The 19725-nt window shown below is 51.9% G+C and carries 14 protein-coding genes; 10 read left to right on the plus strand and 4 right to left on the minus strand.

The features are described from left to right. Nucleotides 1–3 precede the first annotated feature (3 nt). Complete coding sequence (gene metL / locus AC53GJ_RS03375; protein WP_496731128.1) at nt 4–2418, plus strand: bifunctional aspartate kinase/homoserine dehydrogenase II; 2415 nt, start codon at nt 4–6, stop codon at nt 2416–2418. A 42-nt stretch (nt 2419–2460) separates the two neighbouring features. Here metL and AC53GJ_RS03380 read toward each other — a convergent pair whose 3' ends face one another. Together AC53GJ_RS03380 and AC53GJ_RS03385 are read right to left on the minus strand one after the other, a co-directional pair. Next, nucleotides 2461–2988, minus strand: a complete 528-nt coding sequence (locus tag AC53GJ_RS03380) for a response regulator transcription factor (RefSeq protein ID WP_496731129.1) — start codon at nt 2986–2988, stop codon at nt 2461–2463. Continuing rightward, a complete protein-coding gene (locus AC53GJ_RS03385; RefSeq protein ID WP_496731130.1) occupies nt 2988–4268 on the minus strand; it encodes an ATP-binding protein in 1281 nt (426 codons plus the stop codon). Before AC53GJ_RS03385 ends, AC53GJ_RS03380 begins: the two co-directional genes overlap by 1 nt. A 521-nt stretch (nt 4269–4789) precedes the next feature. Here AC53GJ_RS03385 and AC53GJ_RS03390 point away from each other — a divergent pair. The 8 genes from AC53GJ_RS03390 (at nt 4790) to argH (ending at nt 13486) form a co-directional block, all read left to right on the plus strand. After that, nucleotides 4790–4987: a hypothetical protein gene (locus AC53GJ_RS03390; RefSeq protein WP_496731131.1), complete on the plus strand. Its 198-nt coding sequence runs from the start codon at nt 4790–4792 to the stop codon at nt 4985–4987. A gap of 58 nt (nt 4988–5045) precedes the next feature. Then, nucleotides 5046–5609 carry a hypothetical protein gene (locus tag AC53GJ_RS03395; RefSeq protein WP_496731132.1) on the plus strand — a complete coding sequence of 188 codons (564 nt, stop codon included), beginning with the start codon at nt 5046–5048 and terminating at the stop codon, nt 5607–5609. A gap of 136 nt (nt 5610–5745) precedes the next feature. Further along, nucleotides 5746–7518, plus strand: coding sequence for a C4-dicarboxylic acid transporter DauA (dauA, locus tag AC53GJ_RS03400; protein WP_496731133.1), 1773 nt, complete (start codon nt 5746–5748; stop codon nt 7516–7518). Between the two features lie 392 nt (nt 7519–7910). Beyond that, the gene (gene argC / locus AC53GJ_RS03405) at nt 7911–8969 is read left to right on the plus strand and encodes an N-acetyl-gamma-glutamyl-phosphate reductase (RefSeq protein ID WP_496731134.1); all 1059 of its coding nucleotides are present in this window, start codon (nt 7911–7913) and stop codon (nt 8967–8969) included. Continuing rightward, complete coding sequence (gene argB, locus AC53GJ_RS03410) at nt 8969–9742, plus strand: acetylglutamate kinase (RefSeq protein ID WP_496731135.1); 774 nt, start codon at nt 8969–8971, stop codon at nt 9740–9742. The genes argC and argB overlap by 1 nt, the downstream gene beginning before the upstream one ends. Nucleotides 9743–9871: 129 nt before the next feature. Then, entirely contained in the window at nt 9872–10786 is a 915-nt protein-coding gene (locus tag AC53GJ_RS03415) for an ornithine carbamoyltransferase (RefSeq protein ID WP_496731136.1), read from the plus strand. Between the two features lie 8 nt (nt 10787–10794). Next, complete coding sequence (locus AC53GJ_RS03420; RefSeq protein WP_496731137.1) at nt 10795–12012, plus strand: argininosuccinate synthase; 1218 nt, start codon at nt 10795–10797, stop codon at nt 12010–12012. An 85-nt stretch (nt 12013–12097) separates the two neighbouring features. Then, the gene (gene argH / locus AC53GJ_RS03425) at nt 12098–13486 is read left to right on the plus strand and encodes an argininosuccinate lyase (protein WP_496731138.1); all 1389 of its coding nucleotides are present in this window, start codon (nt 12098–12100) and stop codon (nt 13484–13486) included. Nucleotides 13487–13565: 79 nt separating this feature from the next. On the opposite strand, the gene AC53GJ_RS03430 is transcribed toward argH, so the two are convergent. Continuing rightward, entirely contained in the window at nt 13566–15113 is a 1548-nt protein-coding gene (locus AC53GJ_RS03430; RefSeq protein WP_496731139.1) for an alpha/beta hydrolase, read from the minus strand. Between the two features lie 158 nt (nt 15114–15271). Here AC53GJ_RS03430 and AC53GJ_RS03435 point away from each other — a divergent pair, with 158 nt between their 5' ends. Beyond that, the gene (locus tag AC53GJ_RS03435; RefSeq protein WP_496731140.1) at nt 15272–16963 is read left to right on the plus strand and encodes a LytR/AlgR family response regulator transcription factor; all 1692 of its coding nucleotides are present in this window, start codon (nt 15272–15274) and stop codon (nt 16961–16963) included. Between the two features lie 85 nt (nt 16964–17048). Here the strand turns inward: AC53GJ_RS03435 and AC53GJ_RS03440 are convergent, their stop codons facing one another. Further along, on the minus strand, nt 17049–19442 hold the full coding sequence (locus AC53GJ_RS03440; protein ID WP_496731141.1) for a penicillin-binding protein 1A: 2394 nt from the start codon (nt 19440–19442) through the stop codon (nt 17049–17051). Nucleotides 19443–19725: the final 283 nt, after the last annotated feature.

The raw sequence follows: 19725 nt of genomic DNA on the forward strand, positions 1-19725 counted from the left end.
GTTATGACAGTATCTGTAGTTCCGTCAGCGGCCTCTGCGCTGGTCGTGCATAAATTTGGTGGCAGTAGCCTGGCCTCAGCCGAACGTTTCCATGCCGTGGCCGATATTTTACTGGCACAACCACAGGCCAATGCCTGGGTGGTGGTGTCGGCACCCGGCGATACCACGGATGCATTATTGGCTTTGCTGGAAGCGCTGCCAGTGCAATTGGAGTTCGAGCAACAATGGCAGGCTTTATCACAACAACTCAGGTTGTTGGTGAGCCGGACTTTATCGGCGGCAACTGCACCGCAGGTGCTGAATCAACTCAATGGCTGGCTGGCTGAATTGCCAACGGCTGCTCTGGCTGGCCGGCATAATGACGTACTGGCGCTGGGTGAAAAGTTATCTGCCTTGTTGCTGAGCGCATTATTGCAAGACCGCGGACAGCAAGCCAGTGCGGTGGACGCACGTGATTTTCTGCGGCTGGACGCTCAGCAGGTGCAATGGCAACAGTCTGCCACCTTATTACAACCTTTTTGTCAGCCTGGTTTTATCATTGTCACTGGTTTTATCGCCAGAACTGTGGCTGGTGACAGCATCACACTGGGTCGCAATGGCAGCGATTATTCCGCCACTATTGTAGGCCGGTTAGTGCAGGCACAAACCATCAATATCTGGACTGATGTGGACGCGATCTATAGTGCCGATCCACGCAAAGTACCCTCAGCCCGGGCTTATCGCCAGGTACCATGGGCGCAGGCCCGCACACTGGCACAGCTGGGGAACCCGGTGCTGCATGCCAAAACTTTAAGTCCACTGGCTGATTATCCGGCGGAGCTGGTGGTTCGTAGCAGCTATGAACCGGAACAACCCGGTTGTCGCGTCAGCCGGCAGGCGGCGATTGAAGTGCAGTTTGTCACCGATTTAGCCGATGTGGTGCTGGTCACTTTATCCAAAGGGGTTGCCATCATGGCGGAGCAAGCCGCCACTGATTTACAACTGACAGTGTTTGCGGTGCCAACTGATGTGCATACCTGGGTGGTGGCACAGAAAAATCTGGAACAACTGCTGCGTTATTTGGGCCAGCAGCAGATTTATCCACGGGTCAGTAGTCAGCATTATCAGGCCGTTGCCTGGGTGAAACCGGCGGCGAAACAACAGCAACAGTTATCTTTACAAGCAGCGCACTGGCTGGAACGTCAGCAACCCGCTTTCAGCTTTGCCAATCAGCAACTGGCGCTGTGGTTATTTTTGCCAGCGCTAACCGCACGTGAACTGACTGAGTTCCATCAGTTGTTATTGCCAACCCAGGTGCAACTGAACGTGGTGGTGGCTGGTACCGGCAATGTTGGTTCTGAGTTTCTGGCGTTGCTGGCAAAACAACAACACGCCTTTGCCGGCCAGATTGAACTGAAGCTGGCTGGGGTATTTAATTCCCGCCAGGCCTGTTTTGCCGACGAGCTGTCAGTGCAGAACTGGCCGCAGTTATTGGCGACAGCACCTGCTTACCAAAAACAGGATCTGCTGGATTATTTAACGGCGCTGCCGGATCCGAAAGTGTTGGTCGATATCACCCCGAGCAAAACTTTTGCCGAAGGCTATATCGATTTTGTTCAAACCGGCTGTCATCTGATCAGTGCTAATAAACAAGGAGTGACTTTACCCTTGGCGCAATATCAGCAAATCAGTGCAGCTGTAGCGGAGCAACAGGTCAGTTGGCTGGCCAATACCACAGTAGGCGCCGGTTTGCCGGTGCAACGAATTTTGCAGGAATTGCAAAGCTCTGGTGATCAGATCCATCAGATCAGTGGCATCTTCTCCGGCACTTTGTCCTGGTTGTTATGTAAATATGATGGCAGTGCGCCTTTTTCTGAGTTTGTGTTACAGGCGCAGGCGGAAGGCTTAACCGAACCGGATCCACGCGATGATTTATCCGGCAAAGATGTGCAGCGTAAATTGCTGGTGTTGTCACGCGAGCTGGGACTGACCCTGGATATCAATGATATCGCGTTGACCCCCTTGTTGCCGCTCGGTTTGGAGCAGGGCAACTGGCAACAATTCTGGTTACAGCGTGAAGCGCTTGATCAAGCCCTTGCGACCACCTATGCCAAGGCCAAAGCCGAAGGCAAAGTGCTGCGTTATGTCGCCACTTTAACCGTCACAGCCCAGGGGCCGCTGGCGGACGTAAAATTACTCAGTGTCGGTGCCGATCATCCGCTGGCGGCAATCCAGGCCTGCGATAATGTGTTTGTGATTGAGTCAGACTGGTATCAGGCCAATCCGCTGGTGTTAAAAGGACCGGGCGCTGGCCGGTTGGTGACCGCAGGGGGTATCCATGCCGATCTGGCTATTTTGGCCAGGCAACAAATGGCAGCTGCCAAAGCGGCGCGCCACAGTCAGGCGCAAGCGGCAGCCTGGGCGAACGAACGGGCTTAATTGCGGCCGATTTTGGCAAAGAACTGCCAGCGCAAACACCGGCTAAGGCCGGTGTTTGCTTAATTTACGTTGTAAGGTCCGTCTGTGCATGCCAAGCAAGCGGGCGGTCTTTGAAATATTGCCTTGTTGTTCTTGCAGGATGCGCTGGATATGTTCCCATTCCAGTTGATCCGTTGATAACAACCCGGCCTCGATGCTATCGCAGCCAGCAGCGGTATCGGCTACTTCCAGCGGATTGAGACTGCTCAGCAGCAAACTGAAATCCACCGGTTTGGTCAGATAATCGTCGGCTCCGGCTTTCACCGCCTGCACCGCGGTGGCTATGCTGGCAAAACCCGTCATCACCAGAATACGGCTGTGGGGCAGAGCAGAGCGCAGTGGTGTGACAAAATTCAAACCACTTTGCTGACCAAAGCGCAAATCCAGAATATAAGCATCGGCACGCAATATTGCTAATTGCGCTGCGCTACAGGTGTCACTGATGCCACTGACCTGATGGCCATGCTGCGTCAGCCGGCGGCTCAGGGTTCGGACTAAGGTTTCATCATCATCTACCAACACTATATGCATCAGGCACGACTCCGATAACTGATCACCGTCAGCGTGCCACCTTGTGGCAGGTTCGCGCGCTGAATATGCCCGCCCAAGCGTTCAATCGACGCGTTGGCCAGTAACTGTCCCAGTCCCAGGCCCTGACGACTGGGCTGTGGCATTAAACCCAGCTCAGCTAATTGCGGCTCGGTCAGGCCGTTGCCAAAATCAGTTAACTTACAACAGAACAACCCCTGCTGCAGCGTTAATTCCAGCTGCAGTTCAGCCCGCTGATTGGCCAGACTGGCATCTGCAGCATTATCCAGAATATTAAATAACGCTGCTGACCAGGCTAATGCATCCTGCAACTGGCAGGCGGACTCATCTTGTTGACTATTCATGGCAATACAAATATCCGGCCGGCTGACTAACCACAATTGGATGGCTTGTTGGGTGACATGTAACACCGGTTGTGACTGGCCTTTCTGGCTGCGAAGTTGCTGGGCGTTCAGACGCAGTTGCTGCACTATCTGCTGGCAACGCGCCACTTCGGTTTGCAGATCGGTCAGTAAGGCGGGATCCGGCGCTGTTTGCTGGTTAAGTTGGGCGAGTTCATCGCTGAGCAAGGTCAAATTTTGTAACGGCGTGGCCAAATCATGCGCGGCGTTGGCGGCATAAGTGGCGACCGCCAGCATTTGTTCTTGCCGGCTCTGTTGTTGTTGCAATAAATCCAGCTGTCTCGATTTTTGGCTAATCAATTGGGCTTGTGCACTGATAAACCAGGCAATCAGCAATGCTGATAGTGAAAAAGCCCAACCCATTTGCAGCAGATGCTGATTAAAAGGTTGCTGCGCCATCAGATGCATCTGGTGCCCATGGTGTTCCATCGACTGGCCTAGCTGCAGCAGCAAGGCATAGCAGGTTACCGCCAGAATAGCGCACAGATAAGCCTGCAATGCCGGCAATAACACGGCGCAAACCGCCACCGGTAACAGCAGCAACGCAATAAAACCATTGCTGGCTCCCCCGGTGAGCGCCAGCAATAGCGTCAGGATCAATAAATCGGCCAGTACCCCGAGAATAAAGAGCCGTTGCGGAAAGCGCTGACTGCCAGGCCAGAGCGGTAACACCAGGTTGCTACAGCCATGTAAGGTCAGCAGCAATAACAATAATGGCCAGTTCGACACCGGATAATCCAGCACAAATGCCAGTAAAGCTGCCAGATATTCGGTGATGATCAAGCCCCAGCGAAATTGTTGAAATTGACGGATTTGCTGGGCGGGTGCCAACTGTGGCGCAATAACTAAAGAAGGGGTCATATCAGACTCTTTAAAAAAACGGGTGCCGCAGCACCCGGTGCAAAAACTGACAGAGAAAACCTGAAGTGCGCCAGGGCAGCAGACTGACCTTGAGCTATTTAGACCTTCACCTCGTCCAGAACACTATAGCGGGCACTTGCGATGGCTGCGATGTGGCATTTTGTCGCAGTGCCGGAGTTTTGTCACCTGCTGCCGTGTCGGTCATGCCTGAACGTCAAAGAATTGGCTTTTATCCTTGCCGCTCGGCATAACTTTGCCGTGCGATTGCCGCTCACAGGCAATGGCGGCTGAATTCTGCAGCCTTGCCAGGGGTGTTGCCGCCGTTGCAACTGGCTACAAAAACGCAATTTTTGTGGCTGAAACAGGAATTCACACCGCCTGCGCTATTTTTTCAGCTGTTGGCCTGATAGTTGCTATTTACTCAGCAGAGGGATGATGTGTTAGCTCGAGGATCAGAGCTTCGAAATTGATATGCGCTAAATCTAAATAAATAAACATTACAAATTAGGGATTTACTCGTTATGAAATTCAATGCACAATCGAAATCATTCGTGAATGCCGCTGTTGCGGACCCAGTTAAAACTGAAACTACTGAAGCACAGGCTGCAATGCTGGAGTTATCGCAAGAAGCTTTAGCGATGATCGGTGGTGGCGTTGCGATGCAAGCTATCGGCGAAAGTCGTTTACCACCATGGCCACCAAAATCAATCTGGAAATAATCAGTCAGTGAAACACAGATACAGCGCTAAAGACTTATTCACATTCTTTTGTATGATTATGTCCTTAGTCGCTGTCAGTTATTTTCGGCACCACCCGAATATCCCGTTTCTGCTGACGATGGTCATCATTGCTTTTGTTGCCATCGCCAGTCTGCAGCGGCGTGAGAATCTGCCAGTGCTGGCTATAGTGCTTGGTATCAAACTCTGCGAAGTCTTGCTAAGCCAATTGTTGTTTGAAGCGGACATGCTGATCTATTTTATGTCGGCGGCTATGCTGGATCTGATCCTGGCCTTTGTGATGGTGCATTATCACAATGATGAGTTTTTGCTAAAGTTATTCCGCGTCAAACCCCCATACCGTCATATCCCACAAGTTTTCCTGATGTCATGGTTACTGGCATTGTCGTCGTTGATATCACTGGCTTTAGCCAGTGAAGTGATTTTTTTCACGCTGGACCCGGCATTTTTTCAGGGCAATACCCCGCCAGTGTATTCAGTGGCTGAGCCGCTACGTTTTAGCCTGAAGCTGTTATTTGATTTGGCGATCTGGACTTTGTTACTGAATCCATCGCATTGGCGGCTGTTACAACAAATCCAGCTCCGTTATCGCAAGCACTTGTAAGGCCAAATCGCCTGGTTTGCTGCTGTTGTGTCAGCTCCTTCGCTTGTGTTCCGCAATTTTCCACCGCATTTAACCTGAATCCAGCTGATTTAGGTTATGCTGTTGTTATTACTGAATTTCATCGATTGCTGTTGCCATGTCTCATCGCGCTTATCTGTTTTCATTGCGTATCGCCCATGCGTTGCGGGAAACCGCAGCTGAAGGTTATGGACGTCAGCAGCTTGGTAAAGATCTGCTGGCCGGCCTCACGGTTGGCATTATTGCCATTCCATTGGCGATGGCGCTGGCGATTGCCAGTGGCGTGCCGCCGCAATATGGCCTTTACACCGCCATTATCGCCGGTTTTATTATTCCGCTGTGCGGCGGTTCCAGGTACAGCGTTTCTGGTCCTACGGCAGCTTTTGTCGTGATCTTGTATCCGGTGGCGCAAAAATATGGTCTGGGCGGCTTAATGCTGGCGACATTATTGTCTGGCGGCTTGCTGGTGATGATGGCCATGTTAAGGCTGGGTCGGTTAATCCAATATATTCCAGAATCTGTCACGCTTGGCTTTACTGCAGGTATTGCGGTGGTGATTGCCACTTTGCAGTTAAAAGATATATTTGGCCTGCAACTGGCGGTGATGCCGGAACATTATATCGAAAAATTACATGCGCTGATGCTGGCGGCGGATTCAGCGCATTGGCCCAGTATGCTGGTGGCGGCCGTCACCTTGCTGGTGATGTTCAAGTGGCCAGCGTTAAAAACCCCGGTGCCGGCGCATTTACCTGCAGTCGTGGCGGGGACTGTCACGGCGCTGATCCTGGCCTGGTTTGAATTGCCGGTTGAAACCATTGGTAGCCGTTTTCATTATACCGATGCTGCCGGTGTCGCCAGTCGAGGTATTCCGGATATGTTGCCCGCTTTTGCCTGGCCCTGGCAGCAAGCGGGTGCTGACGGGCAGGCCCTGGTCTGGAGCTCGCAGATGGTGAAAGATTTACTGGCGGCGGCTTTTGCTATGGCTATGCTAGGCGCTATTGAATCTTTGTTGTGTGCTGTGGTGCTTGATGGCATGACGGGGCGGCGGCACAGTGCCAATTCCGAATTATTGGGGCAGGGTATTGGCAACCTGGTGGCACCCTTTTTTGGCGGTATTACCGCCACAGCTGCCATTGCGCGCTCAGCGGCGAATGTCAGAGCAGGTGCCCAGTCGCCGCTGGCTGCAATGATCCATGCTCTGGTGGTGTTACTGGCCTTGCTGGCGCTGGCAAAATTACTGGCTTATTTACCGATGGCGGCAATGGCGGCCTTATTAGTGATGGTGGCCTGGAATATGAGTGATGCCGGCAAAGCGCTGCATCTGATTAACACGGCGCCGCGCAGTGATATTCTGGTGTTTTTGGTTTGTTTTTCTTTTACCGTGCTATTTGACATGGTGGTGGCCATCACCTGCGGCATTATTATCGCAGCGCTGTTATTTGTGCAGGATGTGGCTGAAATGACCAAGGTGTCTGATGTCACTGAAAGTCCAAAACTGGTGCCGGAAAAATTGGCCGCCGGCCATAAAATTTTCCGCATCAGCGGGCCATTATTTTTTGCCGCCGCTGACCGGGTGTTTGCAGAACTGGCGCTGCTCAGTAAAGGGCAACAGAGTGTGGTACTGCTGATGGATGGTGTGTCATTGCTGGATGCTGGCGGCTTAGTGGCACTGGATAAGTACATCAGTTTTTGTGATAACAATGATTGCCAGCTGTTGCTGGTTGATTTGCAGTTTCAGCCATTAAAAACATTGGCCAAAGCCAAAATTCGTCCGGTGGAAGGTTTACTGGCGTTTTATCCGACCCTGCATGAGGCGTTAAAAGTGCTGCCTAAGTGTCAGGATCAACGCCAGTATCAAACGGCACATATGTTAGATAACGCCGGTTTATAACTTAATCCGCCGCTGCGATCACTATGCTCCGGTGGCGCTCGTCCCAAGCGGCACTGCAGCTTGCGATGCCTCGTCAGTGTTTGTTGCCAGTGCTTGCTCCCCTGATGCTGTTGCTGGCCAGTCGCAACAACTGGCTGATGGGGGTTTTACGGCTACCGTCTTACCATTAATCGCATCGATGGATAAATTCATGTTTATTCAGCCTGATTTTGCTTAAAATCCGCTAATCTTGTTGGGTCGCAAGCAGCAAGATAGCTATTGCCTGGATGGTTGCTATATAAAAATTCATAAATTCAGCATAAAAATTCTTGAATATGCATGAGCGACTCAGTACACTGGCCACAGTTTTTTGATGTGGCCCGGTTTTATTGTTTTTTGGAGACAGACGTCTGATGTCATCACAATTGAATGCCACTGCTGTGATTCAAACACCTAAGGTTCGTGCAGCAGTGTTGGGTGCTGCCGGTTACAGCGGCGCTGAACTTTGTGCTTTGCTGACCAGAAACCCTCATTTTGAGCTCTGCTTTGCTTATGCCTCTGCCGGGCGCAAACCGGAGCCTTTTTCTTCGTTATATCCAAGATTCCAGCAACAAGTGGATATTCTGGTACAACCCTGGACCGATGCTGAAATCAGTCAGATCCAGGGCCAGGTTGAGGTGGCATTTTTAGCGCTGCCGCATGAAGCCAGTGAAGAAGTCACGCCTAAGCTGCTGGCGGCCGGCATCGTGGTCGTTGATTTATCCGGTGCTTTCCGTTTAAAGCAGCCTGAGCTTTACCCAAAATTTTATGGTTATGAACATCAGCATCCTGAGTTATTAAATGCTGCGGTTTATTCCCTGATGGAATGGCTGGATCAGGATTTGCCGCAGTTGATTTCGGTGCCAGGTTGCTATCCAACGGCTTGTTCGCTGGCTCTGTTACCTTTGCTCAAAGCAGGATTAGTGGCGGATGACTGTATTCCGGTGATTAATGCCACCAGCGGTGTGTCTGGTGCTGGCCGTAAAGCGGCGTTAAATACCTCATTTTGTGAAGTTGGCCTCAATGCCTATGGCTTTTTTAAACATCGGCACAGACCGGAAATTGAACAGAATTTAGGCCGTAAAGTGGTATTCACGCCGCATTTAGGTAACTTTAAACGCGGTATTCTGGCCACCAGTGTGGTTACCCTCAAAGCCGATGTCAGCTCGCTGCAAGTGCAGCAGGCCTTTGCCAGTGCCTATGCCAATAAACCGCTGGTCAGGTTAACTGCGACGTCACCAAATGTGGCTGATGTGGAAGGGTCGCCATTTTGCGATATTTTCTGGCAACAGGATGGCGAACAACTGGTGGTGGTGTCCGCCATTGATAACCTGCTCAAAGGTGCAGCCGCCCAGGCGATGCAAGCGGCCAATGTTAAGTTTGGCAAACCGGAAACTGCCGGTTTGTTCAGCTTTGCAGCAGGAGCTCTGTGATGACCCAAACCACACCTTTAGTGTTAAAAATGGGTGGCCGTTTACTGCAGGACAATGCAGCACTGGACGCCTTATTAGCTGTCGTGGCCGAACTTTCGACGCAGCATCCGATTGTATTGGTGCATGGTGGTGGCGATCAGGTCGACAGTTGGCTGGCAACTTTTGGTTTCAGCACCCAGAAAATTGACGGCCAACGCGTGTCGCCGGCTGAACAAATGCCGGTCATTACCGGTGCTCTAGCCGGTGCCGTGAATAGCCTGATGGTGTCGCGGGCACAGCTGCAAGGATTAAAAGCAGTTGGTTTAACCCTGGCCGCTGGCCGGAGCCTGAAGTTTGACGTCAATCGCAAACTTGGTGCTGTCGGGATTGCCAAAGCCAACGACGGCACTTTGGTCAACACCTTATTACAAAGTGGTTTTGTGCCGGTATTCAGCTCCATTGGTCAAAGTGATGATGGCCAATTATTGAACGTCAACGCCGACTTAGCCGCCGCCGCCATTTGCCAATTAGTGCAGGGGCAACTGGTGTTATTAACGGATGTGCCGGGCATTCTGGACGCCGAAGGAAAGCTGATCAGCAAGCTGGATGGTAAAGGCGCGCAAGCGCTGGTCGACAGTGGCGTGATTAAAGGTGGCATGAAAGTGAAGTTAGACGCTGCACTGGAAACTGCGGCTGCATTGCGACGATCGATTGTCGTAGCAGGCTGGCAACAGCCAGATGATTTATTAAAACTGATGCAACACCAGACCGTCGGTACTTGCATCAGTGAATAAGGGGCTTTATTGGTCTGTTGTAATGCCCTCAATCCCACTGAAATCCGCTCCAACGAAAGCCTGACAGGGTCGGCTTTCGGGCCGATTTCCCCAATAAGGAAGCCGCAGCGCGGTGAAGCAGTGTGAGTTATGAGTCAATTAAAACAGCTGTTATGTTTAGCTGAACTGGATCAACAACAATTGGCGGGCTTACTGGATTTAGCCCTGGAGATTAAACAACACCCAGCGCAGTATAGTACGGCGCTCAAAGGCAAAAGTATTGCGCTGTTGTTTGAAAAACCGTCTTTGCGCACCCGGGTCAGCTTTGATGTCGGTATTCACAAACTCGGTGGTCACAGTGTTTACCTGGATCAGCAAAATGGTGCTATGGGTGTGCGCGAGTCGGTTGAGGATTTTGGCAGCAACTTAGCCTGCTGGACTGATGCGATTGTGGCGCGGGTTTATTCGCAGCAAAGTTTAATCAAGCTGGCGCAAAGCAGTAAAAAGCCAGTGATCAATGCACTCAGTGACTTGTACCATCCTTGTCAGGCGCTGGCGGATTTACTGACTTTAACAGAGCAATTTGGTGATTTAACCAAGGTGCATCTGGCGTTTGTCGGTGATGGCAACAATGTTTGCCATTCGTTGATGCTCGGTGCCGCTATTATGGGCATGACGCTGACAGTGGTAACGCCACCAGGTTTTGGCCCGGATGCCCATGTGCTGCTCAAAGCTCAGGCATTGGCGCAGGAAAGCGGTGCTAAGCTGACCTTAAGCCAGCATGTCTCTTCTGCTGCCGGTGCCGACGCTATTTATACCGATACCTGGATGTCGATGGGCAACAAAGCCGATCCGGCCGTGGTAGAGGCGGTATTTGCGCCTTATCAGATTAATACGGCCGTGATGCAGCGGTTGGCAGTGAAAAATTTTATGCACTGTTTACCGGCCCATCGTGGCCATGAAGTGACCAGCGAAGTGCTGGATAGTGACTGTTCTTTAGTATTGCAGCAGGCGGAAAACCGCATGCATGCGCAAAATGCCGTTTTAGTAAGTTTATTTGCCTGAGGCCGAACATGAGTAATGCAAAACAAAACGTGAAAAAAGTAGTGCTGGCGTATTCCGGTGGTCTGGACACTTCAGCCATTGTGCCTTGGTTAAAAGACAACTACGACTGTGAAGTGATTGCCTTTGTCGCCGACGTTGGTCAGGGCGCAGAAGATTTAGCCGGTGTGGAAGAAAAAGCCATTAAATCCGGTGCCAGCAGCTGCTACATCGTTGATTTACGAGAGCAGTTTGTCAAAGAAGTGATTTATCCAACGCTCAAAGCCGGTGCTGTGTATGAAGGCCAGTATTTACTGGGCACTTCGATGGCGCGGCCAATTATCGCCCGTGCCCAGGTCGAACTGGCATTGAAACTGGGTGCTGATGCGCTTTGTCATGGTTGTACCGGTAAAGGTAATGATCAGGTGCGGTTTGAAGGCGCCTTTGCCGCTTTAGCACCACAACTGAAAGTGATAGCGCCATGGCGCGAGTGGGAATTTAATTCCCGTCAGTCGCTGCTGAACTATCTGGCTGAAAAGAAGGTACCAACCACAGCAACAGCCACCAAAATTTATAGCCGCGACGCCAACTTATTTCATATTTCGCATGAAGGCGGTGAGCTGGAGAATCCCTGGAACGAACCGTCTGAGCAAGTCTGGATGTGGACCAAGTCACCGGAGCAAGCACCGGATAAAGCTGAATATCTGCAGCTGAGTTTCGAAAAAGGCGAACTGACCGCTATTAACGGTAATCCGGTTGGCGCTATTGAAGCCATTGAGCAGCTCAATGCCATCGGTTCTGAACATGGGGTTGGCCGGATTGATATCGTAGAAAACCGTTTGGTCGGGATGAAATCACGTGGCTGTTATGAAACTCCAGGCGGCACTATTATTGTGGCGGCACTGCGGGCGCTGGAGTCTTTGGTTTATGATCGCACTTCATTAAAATACCGCGAAGAAGTGGGTTTGGAAGTGGCACAACTGGTGTATGACGGCCGTTGGTTCACGCCGCTCAAAGACGCGTTATTTGCAGCTTCTAACTCGCTGGCAGAACAACTGACCGGTGATATCGTGGTAAAACTGTATAAAGGTCAGGTCACTGTGGCAAAACGCCGCTCACCAAACAGCCTTTACTCAGAAGCTTTTGCCACTTTTGACGGTGACGAAGTCTATAACCAGAAAGATGCTGCCGGCTTTATCCGTTTGTATTCGCTGGCCAGCCGTATTCGGGCTTTGCACAGCAAAGCTTAAAACGCCGCTGTGATCGGCAACACCGGGCAAAACATACAGCGGTTTCGGCCGCTGTTTTTATATTCAGGATTGTGGAGAATACAAGATGGCGATGTGGGGCGGACGTTTTCAGGAAGCCAGTCTGGCTGAATTCCGGGCTTTTAATGACTCCTTAAGCTTTGATTATTTACTGGCGCAGCAGGATATTGCGGCATCGCGCAGCTGGGCTATAGGTCTGGCCGAGGCCGGTATTATCACGGCAGCAGAAGCGACCTTACTGGACGGCGCATTGGCAGAACTGGCAGCTGAAGTCGAAGCCAACCCGGAGTTGCCGCTGCAAACCCAGGAAGAAGATATTCATAGCTGGGTGGAAGCCAAACTTGGCGAAAAAATTGGTCATGCGGCGAAAAAGCTGCATACCGGCCGCTCGCGCAATGATTTGGTGGCCACTGATTTACGGCTCTGGAGTAAACTGAATGCCGGTCTGGTGCGCAATGCTTTGCAAGCTGCCATCGGCGCTTTATTAACTTTCGCCCGCAGTCATCATGGCTTAGTGATGCCGGGTTTTACTCACTTACAACGGGCGCAGCCGGTACTGGTCAGCCATTGGGCTTTGGCTTATGTCGAAATGTTCCGCCGTGATTTAAGCCGGCTGGATGATGCGCTTGCCAGAATGGATGTTTGCCCACTCGGCTGCGGGGCTTTAGCGGGCACCGGTGTGTTGTTAGATCGGGTGGCGCTGGCTGAGCGGTTAGGTTTTGCCGCTGCCGCCCGCAATAGCCTAGATGCCGTCTCAGACCGCGATTATGTGGTGGAACTCTCCGCCGCCGCCAGTTTATGTTTAACTCATTTATCACGCTTATCGGAAGATGTGATTTTCTTCTGCTCTGGCGAAGCCGGTTTCTTTAAACTGGGGGATGCAATTTCGTCTGGTTCATCTTTGATGCCGCAGAAGAAAAACCCGGATGTGTTTGAATTATTGCGCGGTAAAACCGGCCGGGTGCTGGGGCATTTAGTGGCGATTTTACATGTGCTTAAAGGCCTGCCGCTGGCGTATAACAAAGATATGCAGGAAGACAAACAAGGCTTTTTTGATTTGATGTCGACCTGGCAACAATGTTTACTGGTACTTTCGACAGTGCTACCGCATTTGTCGGTCAATGCTGGTCAATGCCGCCGCGCCGCGGAACTGGGTTATAGCAATGCCACCGATCTGGCCGATTATCTGGTCAGCAAAGGCGTGGCATTTCGCGATGCCCATGAATTATCCGGCGAACTGGTGCTCAAAGCCGCTGCCCAGCAAAAGCCGCTGGAGGCTTTGGCGTTAACCGAACTGCAACAAGTATCGCCACTGATTGCTGATGATGTTTACGCGGCACTGACCATTGAAGCTGGTCTGGCAAAACGGGCCGCCTTAGGCGGTACTTCACCTGAACAGGTCGGTGCAGCTCTGACGGCAGCTGAGTTGTGGTTTGCGGCTCAGTTGCCGATGTGATGGATAATTGTTGTCAGCACAAAGGTTGGACTCAGGTCAGAAGAAGCTGCCGCCTGTCTCACAGGCGGCAGCTTTTTCATTATTTTACCGGTGTGAGTGTTAAATCAGGACGCGGTAACTCAATCACTTGCTGGTGCACTGTGCCGGTTGCCAAAAACTGTTGCATCAGCGTCAGCACTTGCGGTGAGCTTTCCAGCAAGTTGTGGCCGCCGTATCGGACTGTGACCAATTGTTTTGCGCTGAGTCCGGCGACTGCTTGTTGTTGTTCGGCGAGATAAGTACGACCGTCGAGGGTACCACTGAACACCAGCGTAGGAATGGCGTGGCTGGCTTCCTGGCGAAACGCCGGTCCAAGGTCCAGGCCAGGGATGCTGCCGTTTAACTGTGGCATCGGGAAATTCAGCATGCCACCTAATAAAGCGCCGGGTTGCTGCTGATTGAACAACATCTGCCGTGGTGCTGAAATGCCGGACGCCAGATCGGTCATCAGTGGCATCAGCCGCAGTTCAATAGGGCCGGCGGCAAAACCATCCATGATGCCACTGCTGATAAGCTCCGTCAGCATGGGTTTCATCGCCTCAGGCTCTGTGTGTAAGCCTTGATATAACTGCAATAACAGACCCAGACGCTGGTTAGGGTCAGCCAGTGACATTGAGGTGAGCAGCTGTAAATGGAGGCGCTGAAACAAAAAGGGCCGGGTTTTGCCGTTAGCCTGCGGCAGACTCAGCTGAATTGGCGCGCGTTGCAGTTGGGTCAGCACCTGCTGCATCATCGCTCTGATGTCGGGCCACCGGGCTTGTTGCACCGGATCCAGGGCAATAAGTTGCTGCACGCGCTGTAAATACAAGCTGGTTTCGGCTGGCAGCTTCACGGTTTGGTCCAAACCTTCTACACTGGCCAAAATTAGTTTATCCAGTTGTGCCGGGATCAGTTTGCTGGCTGCCAACGCCAGATGAGTGCCGTAGGAGATCCCCCATAACGTCAGTTTTTTTGCGCCCAGATGCTGACGCAAATCAGCCAAATCCAGCGCATTCTGGACTGTGGTATAGCCAAGCACATCCGCGCCTTGTTGCTGCCAGAACTGGCTGCACTCCAGCGCTGCTTGCTGGTGTAATGCGCTGAATTTTTGTTCATCAAGCTGCTGATCGGCTGCTACCACCACCTTTGACACACAATTGGGCATATCGGCGGATAAACCTGTGCCACGCTGGTCCAGCGCTATCACATCCGCATGCTGGCTCAAACCGGTAAACAACGGATAACGCGGACCTTTTGCCGTATGAATGCCTGAACCGCCCGGACCACCGGCCAGATACACCACCGGTGAGCCGGGCTGGTCGGTTTGCGCCGGGAAACGCACATAGTGTAGTTTCAGCAGGCGACTACCTGCGCGCTGACGATTTTCCGGCACCAGCAAGAATCCGCTAAACGCGGCGATGTTGTCGCCGTTGCCAGCAGTAAAGCGGATAGCTGTTTCATTGGCATACTGGCGTTGTTTGTCTGTGCTGCTCACTGCTGTAGCATAAGCCGGCACAAGACTCGCCCCCACAGTCACTATGCTCAGGAACAACAGCCAGCCAAACTTGTGGCGGCATTGACTGCTTGTGCTTATACATTTCAATAACATAACATACTCTCCTTGGGTTACTTGATTGCAGTAAAGCAAGGCTGTTACAGCACGGCGAGTGTTATTCTGCCAGCGGTATCAGAAAACGCAGCGCGAATGCTGAACGGTAGTGTTTTTGCCGCTAACAGGTGGACTTTTTCCACACCATGGAGTTGTCAATGCAGAGCCCGGAACTGGCCAAAGTTCGTTTTTCCCGTTATGGTGCTGTCACATTGCTGCTGTTGTTACTGGCTTGCCTGTGGCTGGTATTGCGTCAGCCGATGTTGCCAGCGCAGTTGCAACCGCTGACTATTATCGCCTGGTGTGATGGGCTGCAAGTCCGGGCAATGCCTGCAGACTTTCAGCAAGCTCACTGCCAGCAACAAAACAACGTTGCGGCGGATCCACAAGGACGGCTGTTGTGGCTGCAACTGTCATTTGAGCTGCCGCTGCAGTCTGCAGTTGAAACATCAGGCGAAAATCCAGCTGCTGAACAACAGCTACAGCAGGCAAACTTAACTACAGCAGAGCCGTCACTGCCGCTGGCGCTGTTTATTAACGCCAGGGCTTCCAGTGCGGTTTATCTGAATGGTCAGTTGATTGGTCGAAATGGCCAGCCGGGCTTGCAGGCAGATGAAGTTCCTGGCGCGATGGACAGTCGTTTTTATTTGCCACCGTCTTTGCTGCGGCCTGGGCATAATCAACTGGTGCTGCAGATGTCAGCCCAGCATGGTTGGCTGACACTGGCACAACCCATTCATTTTATTGGGATTGGTCCTTATGCTGCTGCCAATGCGCATCTGCAGCAGCATAGTGAATTGGGGCTGGTCCTGCTGGGTATTTTGCTGACTGGGTTGTTGTATTTCAGCGTGTTAGCGCTGCGTAGTCAGCATGCAGAGACAGTTGTTTTTGCCGCCATGCCACGACGCTGGCAAACGACGCTGCTGGCGCTGCTGTGCTTTTTTGCTGCGGGTCAGCTCTGGCTGGAAATGGCGCGGGGTCTGGTGGGGTATCGCTATCCACTGCATGATTTGCGGCTGCTGGCTATTTTGTTTTGTGCCTGTGGTTTTGGTTTTTGTCTGTTGCTGCTGACCGCGTTACGTTATCAGCGTGCGCACTGGCATTCCTGGTTAGCGGCCACAGTGCTGCTGACGTTGCCGTTGTTGCTCTGGCTGGATAGTTTTGATGTGCGCATTGCGGTTGCAACATTATTGCCAGTCTGCATTGCTGCCTTGTTGGCAGCTTTCCGCTGGCATCTGGCTGATAAGCTGGAGTATCCCGCTGCTGATGGTGCCGGTACCAGTGCTTTGTTATTGCTGTTGTATCTGCTGCTGGCGGTGTTGCTGACCGGCATCTTTCAGGAGATCCTGGCCTTTGTGCTGATGACGCTGCTGTTATGTGCTTTGTTTATCGAGCAGGCGGTGCAGCATCAGCAGCAGCAACAGTTACAATGGGCTGATCAGCAACTGATCCGACAATTACAGCAACAACTTCAACAGCAGCATCATACGACTGAACCAAAAGCGAATCTGACCTTAACCAGCGCCGGCAAAGTGCAGCTGTTGCCGGTAGATGAGATAGCCTATTGTCAGGCGGCACGTGACTATAGTGAAATCTGGTTGTTGGATGGCCATCAGCAGTTGTATAGCGGAACTCTGCGCTTGCTGGAACAACAATTACCAGCGCGGTTTATCCGGGTGCATCGTTCTTATCTGGTGAATGTGCGGCATGTGCGGCAATTTCGCACCACCACAGATGCCGATAGTGGCAGTGGTGCAGTGTTATTGTTGGCGAGCGGCCAGCAGGTTCCGGTTAGCCGCCGGTTGATCCCGGCGGTGCGCAGCGCCATGCAGGAGGTCGCTGCGGATTAGCGAGGTTTGGCGCCATCAGCGCAAACTGCCAGTTTCGGCTTGGACCCGCGCGACGCGGCGAGTCCAACCTTGTCTGTCGAAACCATCAGCGGAAAATATCGATTTCCTGCTGTTGTTGCTGGTTTTGCGGTAAATCCGGGTTATTCGGATTGGCATATTGGGTTGGTTCTGTGCCTTGCCGGAAGAACTCAAAACTACTGCTGCTGTCGGTGGCCTGACTTAGCAGACCGGTAGCATTGTCAATCCGGACTGATACGATGCCAACAGGTGCTGCTGGAAACTTTTCCGGCAGGTCTTTCAGGGCTGCAGCCGCGAATTTTTGCCATGGCGGCAGGGCAGTGCGGGAACCTGATTCACCGCCGGCAATTTGGTCGGTGCCCAAATTACTGTTCCAGGCTGCTTTGCCGAGCACACTCTCGGCATCATCAAAACCCACCCAACTGGTGATCACCAGATCTGGGGTAAAGCCAGAGAACCAGGCATCTTTCACATCGTTGGTGGTACCGGTTTTTCCTGATAGATCACGCCGTTTTAATGCTTTCAGATTTTTGGCCGTGCCATCCCAGCCCGGACCGCCCCAAATGGCACTTTTCATCGCCTCTGAAATTAAAAACGCATTTTGGGCTGAAATCACCTGCGGAGCATAACGTGGCGCTGTTGTCGGTGTGCTGGCAGTGGCTGGTGCTGGCTCTGTTGTATCAGCAGCCGCAGCCGTTGCAGTCTCAGTGGTGGCACAATCCTGGCAAATCTGTATTGGTTCATGCTGATAAATCAAATTATTTTGATCATCCAGAATTTTGGTAATCACATAAGGCTTGACCAGATAACCGCCATTGGCAAACACGGCATAACCCGTCGCCAGTTCCAGTGGCGTCAGTGAGGCTGAACCCAGCGCCAGTGTCTGGTTACGTGGTAAATCTGTTTTGTGAAAACCAAACTTCTCCAGATGATTGATGGCGTTATCTATGCCGACGCCACTGATCAAGCGCACCGAAACCGCATTTTTCGATTTCGCCAGTGCCTCACGTAAGCGGATCGGACCATCATACACATCGGGTGAATTTTTCGGCCGCCAGGCGGTGCCTGAACCGGCATCCCATTCATGGATGGGGGCGTCATTGATAATAGAAGCCAGGGTATAACCATGTTCCAGTGCGGCAGAATAAATAAAAGGTTTAATATTCGAACCGACCTGACGGTTAGCCTGAGTGACCCGATTAAACTGGGTCTGGCCAAAGCTATAACCACCGACCAAAGCACGGATAGCGCCTGTTTGCGGATCCAGCGCCACTAAAGCGCTGCTGGCTTGCGGCAATTGCGATAAGCGCCACTCGCCCTGATACTCCCGCACCATCACGTGCATGCCTGGCGCCAGGATCTGGCTGGCAGCTTTGGGCGGATTAGCCTGGCGTTCATGGCTGATAAAAGCCCGCGCCCATTTCAGTCCGTCCCAGCCCAGTTTCACTTTACGTCCACCGGCAATCATCACTTCGGCACTGCGTGTTTCCACCGCGGTGACTACGGCCGGGATCAACTGCTCAATGGCATCTTGCTGATCCAGATAAGCCAGAATGGCTTCATCAGATAAAGGTTCTTGTTCTTTAAAGCTGCTGTTGCCTGTATCATCCTGTTGTAAGGTGGCTGGCCACACCACGGCAACTGGGCCACGATAACCATGCCGTTCATCGTAGTTGTATAAGTTTTGTTGTAACGCCGCTACCGCAGTGGCTTGCTGGCTGGCGTTCACTGTGGTGAATACCTGGAAGCCTTTGGAATAAGCTTCTTCTTCGCCATAAGTGTCGACTACTTCTTTGCGGACCATTTCCGCCAGGTAAGGTGCTGACGCGGTAATTTGGGCACCATGCAGTTTTGACACCACCGGCGCCTGGATGGCTTCGTCATACTGTTGCTGGGTGATGTAACCAACAGTCAGCATCCGGCCTAACACAATATTGCGCCGGGCGCGGGCGCGACTGGGTGAGCGCACCGGATTCAACACTGAAGGTGCCTGCGGTAAACCGGCAATAATGGCAATTTCAGATAAGGTCAGATCCTGAATATTTTTGCCAAAATACACCTGAGCGGCCGCGCCAACACCAAAAGCGCGTTGACCAAGTTCAATCCGGTTTAAATACAGTTCCAGAATTTCGTCTTTGCTGAGCAATTCTTCGATATGGATGGCCAGAAAAGCTTCTTTAATTTTGCGGACGATTTTCTTTTCCCGGCTGAGGAAAAATAGCCTGGCTAATTGCTGGGTAATAGTACTGGCGCCCTGGGTGGGTTCACCGGTGGCGACGACCACAGTAAAAGCCCGTAACACCCCAATCACATCAATACCCGGGTGTTCATAAAATCTGGCATCTTCAGTGGCGAGCACCGCTTTGATTAATAAAGGCGGAATTTCATCAATTTTCAGTGGAATACGGCGCTTTTCACCAAATTGCGAAATCAGTTCGCCGTCTTCGCTGAACACCCGCATCGGGGTTTGCAGCCGGACGTCTTTTAATGTTTCTACACTGGGCAGGTCATCTTTCAGGTAAAGATAGCTACCAAATATAAAGGTTATGCCAGCGATAAAGCTGCATAAAGTGATTATTAAAAGTTTTTTAAGCCAAGACACTGAATAGCCCCAATTTTTGCTCCCATTTCACAAAATAGGCTGCTAGTATAATTTTTTAGCAGTCGTTTTACAGACAATTTTAGTCCGAAATCCGACCAGCCCGACGTTCATGCCATCATGTTCATAATTTGATACGGCCGCA

The sequence above is a fragment of the Rheinheimera sp. B2H12 genome, assembly GCF_059620065.1.

Coding starts and splice junctions, on each gene's coding strand:
- metL (WP_496731128.1), top strand. CDS start 4: ATGACAGTATCTGTAGTTCCGTCAGCGGCCTCTGCGCTGGTCGTGCAT.
- AC53GJ_RS03380 (WP_496731129.1), bottom strand. CDS start 2,988: ATGCATATAGTGTTGGTAGATGATGATGAAACCTTAGTCCGAACCCTG.
- AC53GJ_RS03385 (WP_496731130.1), bottom strand. CDS start 4,268: ATGACCCCTTCTTTAGTTATTGCGCCACAGTTGGCACCCGCCCAGCAA.
- AC53GJ_RS03390 (WP_496731131.1), top strand. CDS start 4,790: ATGAAATTCAATGCACAATCGAAATCATTCGTGAATGCCGCTGTTGCG.
- AC53GJ_RS03395 (WP_496731132.1), top strand. CDS start 5,046: ATGTCCTTAGTCGCTGTCAGTTATTTTCGGCACCACCCGAATATCCCG.
- dauA (WP_496731133.1), top strand. CDS start 5,746: ATGTCTCATCGCGCTTATCTGTTTTCATTGCGTATCGCCCATGCGTTG.
- argC (WP_496731134.1), top strand. CDS start 7,911: ATGTCATCACAATTGAATGCCACTGCTGTGATTCAAACACCTAAGGTT.
- argB (WP_496731135.1), top strand. CDS start 8,969: ATGACCCAAACCACACCTTTAGTGTTAAAAATGGGTGGCCGTTTACTG.
- AC53GJ_RS03415 (WP_496731136.1), top strand. CDS start 9,872: ATGAGTCAATTAAAACAGCTGTTATGTTTAGCTGAACTGGATCAACAA.
- AC53GJ_RS03420 (WP_496731137.1), top strand. CDS start 10,795: ATGAGTAATGCAAAACAAAACGTGAAAAAAGTAGTGCTGGCGTATTCC.
- argH (WP_496731138.1), top strand. CDS start 12,098: ATGGCGATGTGGGGCGGACGTTTTCAGGAAGCCAGTCTGGCTGAATTC.
- AC53GJ_RS03430 (WP_496731139.1), bottom strand. CDS start 15,113: ATGTTATTGAAATGTATAAGCACAAGCAGTCAATGCCGCCACAAGTTT.
- AC53GJ_RS03435 (WP_496731140.1), top strand. CDS start 15,272: ATGCAGAGCCCGGAACTGGCCAAAGTTCGTTTTTCCCGTTATGGTGCT.
- AC53GJ_RS03440 (WP_496731141.1), bottom strand. CDS start 19,442: ATGCGGGTGTTCAGCGAAGACGGCGAACTGATTTCGCAATTTGGTGAA.